This window comes from Alkalibacterium sp. m-11, assembly GCF_054658155.1.
In genome coordinates, this window is the sequence record NZ_BAAGIR010000103.1 from 1 (window position 1) to 6,954 (window position 6,954).

6 protein-coding genes are annotated in these 6,954 nt (G+C 41.5%); all 6 read right to left on the reverse strand.

The features are described 5' to 3' along the window. Window positions 1-585: 585 nt before the first annotated feature. The 6 genes from whiA to trxB all read right to left on the reverse strand — a co-directional run bounded on the left by whiA (window position 586) and on the right by trxB (window position 6,707). Window positions 586-1,524 carry a DNA-binding protein WhiA gene (gene whiA / locus ACYQ2O_RS09470; RefSeq protein ID WP_346025144.1) on the reverse strand — a complete coding sequence of 313 codons (939 nt, stop codon included), beginning with the start codon at window positions 1,522-1,524 and terminating at the stop codon, window positions 586-588. Window positions 1,525-1,567: 43 nt separating this feature from the next. After that, on the reverse strand, window positions 1,568-2,593 hold the full coding sequence (locus ACYQ2O_RS09475) for a gluconeogenesis factor YvcK family protein (protein WP_346025145.1): 1,026 nt from the start codon (window positions 2,591-2,593) through the stop codon (window positions 1,568-1,570). After that, window positions 2,590-3,477 (reverse strand): RNase adapter RapZ, encoded by an 888-nt coding sequence (gene rapZ, locus ACYQ2O_RS09480; protein ID WP_346025146.1) that lies wholly within the window; start codon window positions 3,475-3,477, stop codon window positions 2,590-2,592. The genes ACYQ2O_RS09475 and rapZ overlap by 4 nt, the downstream gene beginning before the upstream one ends. Window positions 3,478-3,639: 162 nt before the next feature. Continuing rightward, window positions 3,640-3,837: a YgaP family membrane protein gene (locus ACYQ2O_RS09485; RefSeq protein WP_346025147.1), complete on the reverse strand. Its 198-nt coding sequence runs from the start codon at window positions 3,835-3,837 to the stop codon at window positions 3,640-3,642. A 30-nt stretch (window positions 3,838-3,867) separates the two neighbouring features. Further along, window positions 3,868-5,595 carry a phospho-sugar mutase gene (locus ACYQ2O_RS09490; RefSeq protein WP_346025148.1) on the reverse strand — a complete coding sequence of 576 codons (1,728 nt, stop codon included), beginning with the start codon at window positions 5,593-5,595 and terminating at the stop codon, window positions 3,868-3,870. Window positions 5,596-5,753: 158 nt separating this feature from the next. Continuing rightward, window positions 5,754-6,707 carry a thioredoxin-disulfide reductase gene (trxB, locus tag ACYQ2O_RS09495; RefSeq protein WP_346025149.1) on the reverse strand — a complete coding sequence of 318 codons (954 nt, stop codon included), beginning with the start codon at window positions 6,705-6,707 and terminating at the stop codon, window positions 5,754-5,756. Window positions 6,708-6,954: the final 247 nt, after the last annotated feature.

Sequence of the window (6,954 nt, forward strand, 5' to 3'; positions counted from 1 at the left end):
ATGTTGTTATGGTGACTACATTTTACCAAAGAGAGGTGTCTTTTTGTGTGTTTTTTGATAATTATTTATAAGAAGTTTCAATAACCGCAAGGGTTAAACCTGGATATTCAACTGCAAAACTTGAGTGACTTAAGAATAACGAATTATACATAAAAAGTTAAGTAACATCGGGCTTCTTACATTTATTATGTCCAAAAATATTACAAATGAAAATGGTTCTCATTCAATTTATTCTCTTTAAACTGAAATTAATTGTGAAAAAAGTTCTTTTTGATCATTCGCTCATATACTTCTGAGCTTCTATTTAATACATATTATAAACTAAATTTGTAGGAGTTATTTGCAATAAGCTATACTCTTATCTATGGTTCTCAATTAGCCTAGTAATTGAGAACTGTGTCAAGGGAGCCTTTTTTATATAATCCAACAATTACTTAAGATTTGTCATTATCCTGTTAAAAAAGATTCCTTTTAATTTGTCACAAATTAATCTTTCAGAAATGAGTATTCTTCCATATCCTCATATTTTTCAGACAAATAAAAAATCTATCATCCCCCGGCATAAAGCAGGAGAATAATAGATAGTCAGACTTTCTGTGCCGACCTGATATCTTCGGCTATTTTATTTATTTTTCTTAAACGATGATTCACTCCAGATTTGGAGACCCCACCATTAGGCACTAGTTCACCCAGTTCTTTCAGGCTCACATCCGGATGATCGATGCGTAACTTTGCCATTTCCCTTAATTTACCCGGTAATGTATCCAGACCTCTTGCCTGAGCAATCAGATGAATATTTTCGATTTGCCTGCTTGCTGCATCAATGGTCTTGTTCATATTTGCATTCTCGCAGTTGACGAGACGGTTGACTGAATTACGCATGTCTCTTACGATCCTTACATCTTCGAAGCGGAACATGCTCCCAGTTGCCCCGATCATGGCCAGAAAATCAGCAATTTTTTCTGCTTCTTTCAGATAAACGATATAGCCGTTCCGTCTCTCATGAATACGCGCATTCATATCGAACATCTGCATCATCTCGCAGATGTCCTCATTGTGCTCTTCATAGCTTGAATGGATTTCCAGATGATAACGGCTGGTGTCCGGACTGTTGACAGATCCACTGGCAAGAAAAGCTCCTCTCAGATAGGATTTGGCTTTCTGCTTGTTAGTTTTTACCTCTTCAGGGATATGTCCACTGTAGAGCACACCATCCATGATGCCCAGCTCCTTTAAAATGAGCTTACTTCCACTTTTAAGTCGAACAATATACACATTGTTCTTTTTTAATTTCATTTTCTTTCTAACCAGCAGCTCTGATTCCACATCAAAATTGTCTTTGATCAGCGAATAGATTCTACGGGCTATTGCAGCATTTTCTGTCTGGACATTCAATAAGAAGTCGTGGTCGACAATACTCAGTGTTCCGTTCATCCTAATCAGAGCGGCCAGTTCTGCTTTGGCATGCTCTGGATGGACTTCCAGAAGTGTGAGTTCTTTTTTTACTTCAAAAGCAAATGACATGGGTTCACTTCCTTACTTTCAGTGACTCTACTTAACTAAACTTTCAGTTGTTTTCAAAATACTGTTTGATTTTACGCTGGCTGTTAAATGCTGTACGGAATATTTCTTCAGCAACTTTTTCTCCATCATGATAGACACCTTTTGGGGTCAATTCCAGAAAATCATCAGAAATGATCAGTGGCACTTCTTCGCTTAGTCCTCTAAAATCATGTTCGACTTGAAGCAGATATTCTTCGTTCGCTTCCTGATCGATATACTGATCCGGTACCAGACCAATATTAGTAATAGCGATATCCACAAATCTCTCTCCGAGATGCTTGTGCAGGACACGCAGATGATCAGCATCAGAAAGCCCTTCAGTTTCACCCAATTGGGTCATGATGTTTGAGATATAGACTACGTTGGCTTCTGTCTCCATAACTGCTTTTCCAATATCAGGAATCATCAGATTAGGAAGGATACTGGTAAAGAGGCTTCCAGGTCCCAGTACAACCATATCCGCATCCATAATAGCTGATATGACCTTTCTGCTGGCTTTAACTGGCTTTCTTCCTTCTACACAAGAGACAGCCACATAGTCGATCATTTTACCGCCTTTGGGAATTTGTGATTCTCCGGTCTGGGTCGACCCATCCATATAACGCGCATGGAGGACTAGCGGTTCTTCAGCCGCAGGATAAACATGCCCTTTCACATGCATCATCTTAGCGAGCAGTTGAACGGCATCATAAATATTGCCACGCATATCAGCTGTTGCCTGAATAATGAGATTCCCAATCGTATGTCCTGACAAAGCCTCATCTTGAGACTTGAACCGGTACTGAAAAATCTCTTTCTGCAGTTCCGGTATTTCTGACAGAGCAATAAGTACATTTCTCAGGTCACCTGGCGGAACAGCATTGAAGCTTTTTCTTAACGCACCGCTGCTCCCTCCATCGTCTGCAACTGCCACAATAGCCGTGACATCTGCATCTTTTTCCTTAAGACTTTTTAAAATAACTGGCAACCCAGTTCCACCGCCGATCACGGCAATTTTTGGTCTTCTTTTATTGATTAATGATGATTTCATGACCGTATAATGGACTCCTTTACTTTATCCTTGTCTCTGTGTGAAACATTGACAGGATAGCCGTCAGCTTTTATTTTATTCGCAATCCGTTCAACTAAGGCAACTGACCGGTGTTTACCCCCAGTGCAGCCAATAGCGACAGTCAGATTGCTTTTTCCTTCTTTCTTGTACCCTGGAAGTGTATATTCCAGTAGATCAGTAAATTTTTTATAGAATGATTCAGTCTCCGGCTGCTGCATGACATAATCATATACGTCTTTGTCCAGGCCCGTCTGCGGCTTCAGTTCTGGAATGTAGTGCGGGTTAGGAAGGAACCTGACATCCATTACCACATCAGCATCAATAGGTACACCATACTTGAAACCGAATGAGACCATTTCAACTCTGAACATCTCTTTCTCTTTTACTTTGAACTTCTCGATCAGTTTTTCTCTCAACTGACGTGGGGTAATGCTGCTGGTATCAATAACGACTTGTGCTTTCATGCGAATGTCCTTCAGCAGCTCTCTTTCTTTCTTGATCCCTTCAATAGTTCGTTCATTTTTTGCCAGTGGATGAGCCCGACGAGATTCTTTGTATCTGGTGACCAGTTCCTCGTTGGTTGCGTCCAGAAACACAATACGTGTTCGAATTAGAGGCGTATTGTCCATCGTCGCAATTGCTTTGTTGATCTCTTCAAAGAAATCCTGCATTCTTAGATCCATAACTAAGGCAATTTTATTGAACTGACCTGTTTCTCTAACCAGTTTCCAGAAGGTCGGAAGGAGATTTGGAGGCATATTATCAATGCAGTAGTACCCCATATCTTCAAAACTCTGCATAGCTACTGTCTTACCTGCTCCGCTCATACCTGTAATAATCACCAATTCTAAATGTTCGTTCATTATGCCACTCCTTTACTCTGACCACATACCTATCAACTAACCTTAGCAGTTTATTTATTATAACATTCCTGGCGTGTCATGTATACTCTGCTCATGAATAGTCATATGCTGTTCATACTACAAGACCACTGGACTGACTGAACTGTCCAATGGTCTGATAGTTTATTCTTCTCTTTCACATGTGCTGGTTCCAATCAAAGCGTATGCCCCACAGCGGCGGGTGAGTGCCGTCCCCATAAGCGGGAGAAAAGCCAGTCCCAGAAATCTTGCCGGTCCATTTAAAATGAACAGCATAGGAAAGACAGCAGCAGCTAAAATGAGACGAATCGTGCGGTCAGTATTTCCGACATTCTTTTTCATTTGTAAATCACCCCCCTAAAGAATCAGTCCTTAGTTTGCATCAATAATTGACTTGATATCTGCTTCGAACGAGGAGATTTTCTCCTCTACAACTACGCCAGAGTCATCCTGTGCTGAAATATAGAATTTGATTTTAGGTTCTGTTCCTGATGGTCTGGCTGCAATCCAGCTTCCGTCAGCGAGCGTGTACTTCAGAACATTGGCTTTAGGCAGATTAATTGTATCTTCACCACTCTGAGTTTTCACTGTCTGCTTCTGGAAGTCTTCCACTTTGCAAACTTTGATGCCCCCAAAATGAGCTGGTGCCTGATTTCTTAGAGTATTCATGAGATTATTGATTTTTTTCGTTCCTTCCATGCCTTCCATCTTGATTGAGATGGTCTTCTCTTTAAAGTGACCATATTGATGGTAAAGTTCATGAAGGGCATCGAAACAGCTGAAGCCTTCTTCTTTATAATGTGCAACCATTTCAGCAACCATGACTAGAGCTTGGATGGCATCCTTATCTCTGACAAACGGCTGGACGAGATACCCGTAACTTTCTTCAAATCCGAACATGAAAGTATAATTCTGGTCTGCTTCGTACTCCTTGATTTTTTCTGCGATAAACTTGAATCCAGTAAGCACGTTGACAGATTCTACTCCATATTTGTCAGCAATGACAGATGGCAGTTCGCTTGAAACAATCGACTTGATGATCACACTGTTTCCTGGAAGCGTTCCTTTTTTAGTATGTGCCTTCAGAATATATTCAATCATCAGACTCGCGATCTGGTTTCCGCTGAGTACTTCGTAGTGCCCTTCAGAAGTTTTAACAGCCATCCCCAGACGGTCTGCATCAGGATCAGTCGCTATCAGAACATCTGCATCTTCTTTTTTCCCCTGCTCGATGGCCAGCTCAAAAGCTTCCGGGTCTTCAGGATTGGGAGTTTTTACAGTTGAAAAGTCCGGATCTGCTTCAGCCTGTTTCTCAACAAGAGACACTTTTTTGAACCCGGCCTGTTCAAGCGCTTTGACTCCCAGCATTTTTCCTGTGCCGTGGAGAGGAGTAAATACGATTTTAATGTGACGTCCCTGACGATCTGCCAGTTCCTGGTCGATTGTCACTGTTCTCAGATAATCTAAGTAGACGCGGTCGACATCCTTACCGACTATTTTCAGCAGTCCTTTTTCCTCTGCTTCAACTTCGGTGAGTGTATCGATAGATAAAATGTCAGTGACACTTCTGACATAATCGGTCAGCTCATCTGCTTCTTTGGGCGGCAGTTGGCCCCCATCTTGCCCATATACCTTGTACCCATTATACTCAGGCGGGTTATGGCTGGCAGTAATCATAATGCCTGCTGCTGCTTTAAAATGACGTACGGCAAATGACAGTTCAGGCGTCGGACGAAGGTCTTCAAAAACATAAGCTTTAATGTTGTGAGCAGCTAATGTTCTGGCAGACTCCAGTGCAAATTCCTTCGACATATGACGGGAGTCATAAGCAATCGCAACTCCGCGTTCAGCAAACTCTTTTCCCTGACTCTCAAGAAACAGGGCCAGTCCTTCAGTCGCCTGACGGACAGTATAATAGTTCATTCGATTCGTTCCAGCCCCAATGATCCCACGCATACCAGCCGTTCCAAATTCCAGAGAAGTGTAAAAAGCATCTTCCAAAGCTGCTTCGTCAGCTTTGTTCTTTTCAAGATCTGACCTCACCTGATCATCCAAGTCGTCAAAATCGACCCATGTTTCGTATGTTTCTTTCCATTCCATTGTATACCCTCTTTTCTGCATGATTAATTATCCGCTTTCTTTTCTTTTTTCATTGTAACATTTTTACTGAAATCTTGCATGAGAAAAGTATACACGTTGAAGTGAAAAACAGAGCCAGGAATGTGCTGTTCCTGGCTCTGTTACAAATTATCATTGAATCATGCGTGCTGCTGTTCCATTTTTTCTTTAAGTTCTTCAACGTACTGATACGCAGCATTTCCGGCTACAGAACCATCTCCGACAGCCGTTGCCACTTGTCTGAGTACAGTGTCTCTCACATCTCCGATAGCAAAGATACCAGGAACAGCGGTCATCATCTGACTGTCTGTTTCTATCCAGCCTTCCTTGTTGGTGATAGGCAGATTGGTAAAGCTGTCAGAGTTAGGCAGAAGACCGATATAAATAAATACCCCATCCGCTGCAAGCGTGGACACATCACCAGTTCTGACGTTTTTCAGCTGAACACCTGTTACTTTGTCGTCGCCTTCGATTTCCTCAACTACAGAATTCCAGATAAAATCGATCTTATCATTTTTAAATGCTCGGTCCTGAAGGATTTTCTGTGCTCTCAATTCGTCGCGTCGATGCACGATTGTCACTTTGCTGGCGAATTGAGTCAGATACGTGCCTTCTTCAACGGCAGAATCTCCGCCGCCGACAACTACTACATGTTTGTCTCTAAAGAATGCACCATCACAGACAGCACAGTAAGATACACCTTTTCCGTTGTACTCAGCTTCACCTTTCACTCCAAGCTTCTTGTGTTCTGCACCTGTAGCTATAATGACAGATTTGGCAAAATAGGACTTATTGCTGACAACCAGTTCTTTTTCCGTTGTGTGATCGATGATTTCTTTTACATCACCGTAGACATGCTCGGCACCAAACTGTTTGGCTCCTTCGTACATTTTCATTGATAAATCCGGTCCCATTATGCTACTGAAGCCGGAATAGTTTTCAATTTCAGCCGTATTGTTCATCTGTCCACCCGGTATTCCTTTTTCCAGAATCAGAGTAGATAAATTTGATCGGGAGGCATATAAAGCTGCCGTCAACCCGCCCGGGCCAGCTCCAATCACGATGACATCATATACTTGTTTTTCTTCTTCCATTATGCGAGCCTCCTTGAAGACAAGAATTGATTACTAGAACCATTAATACTTACTTTTTGTAAGTTGATTGCTTCCTTTATAAGTATACTAGATATAAACAATAAGTCAAGAGTAAAACTCTTTGAATTTACCCTTTTTACACTAAATATCCACTATTGCATGTAATTAGAAAACCTGTATTCGTTAATTCCTCATTTTTAGCAATTATGTTTAAAAATAGCCATGCAAATGAAACGCCCATATGCGC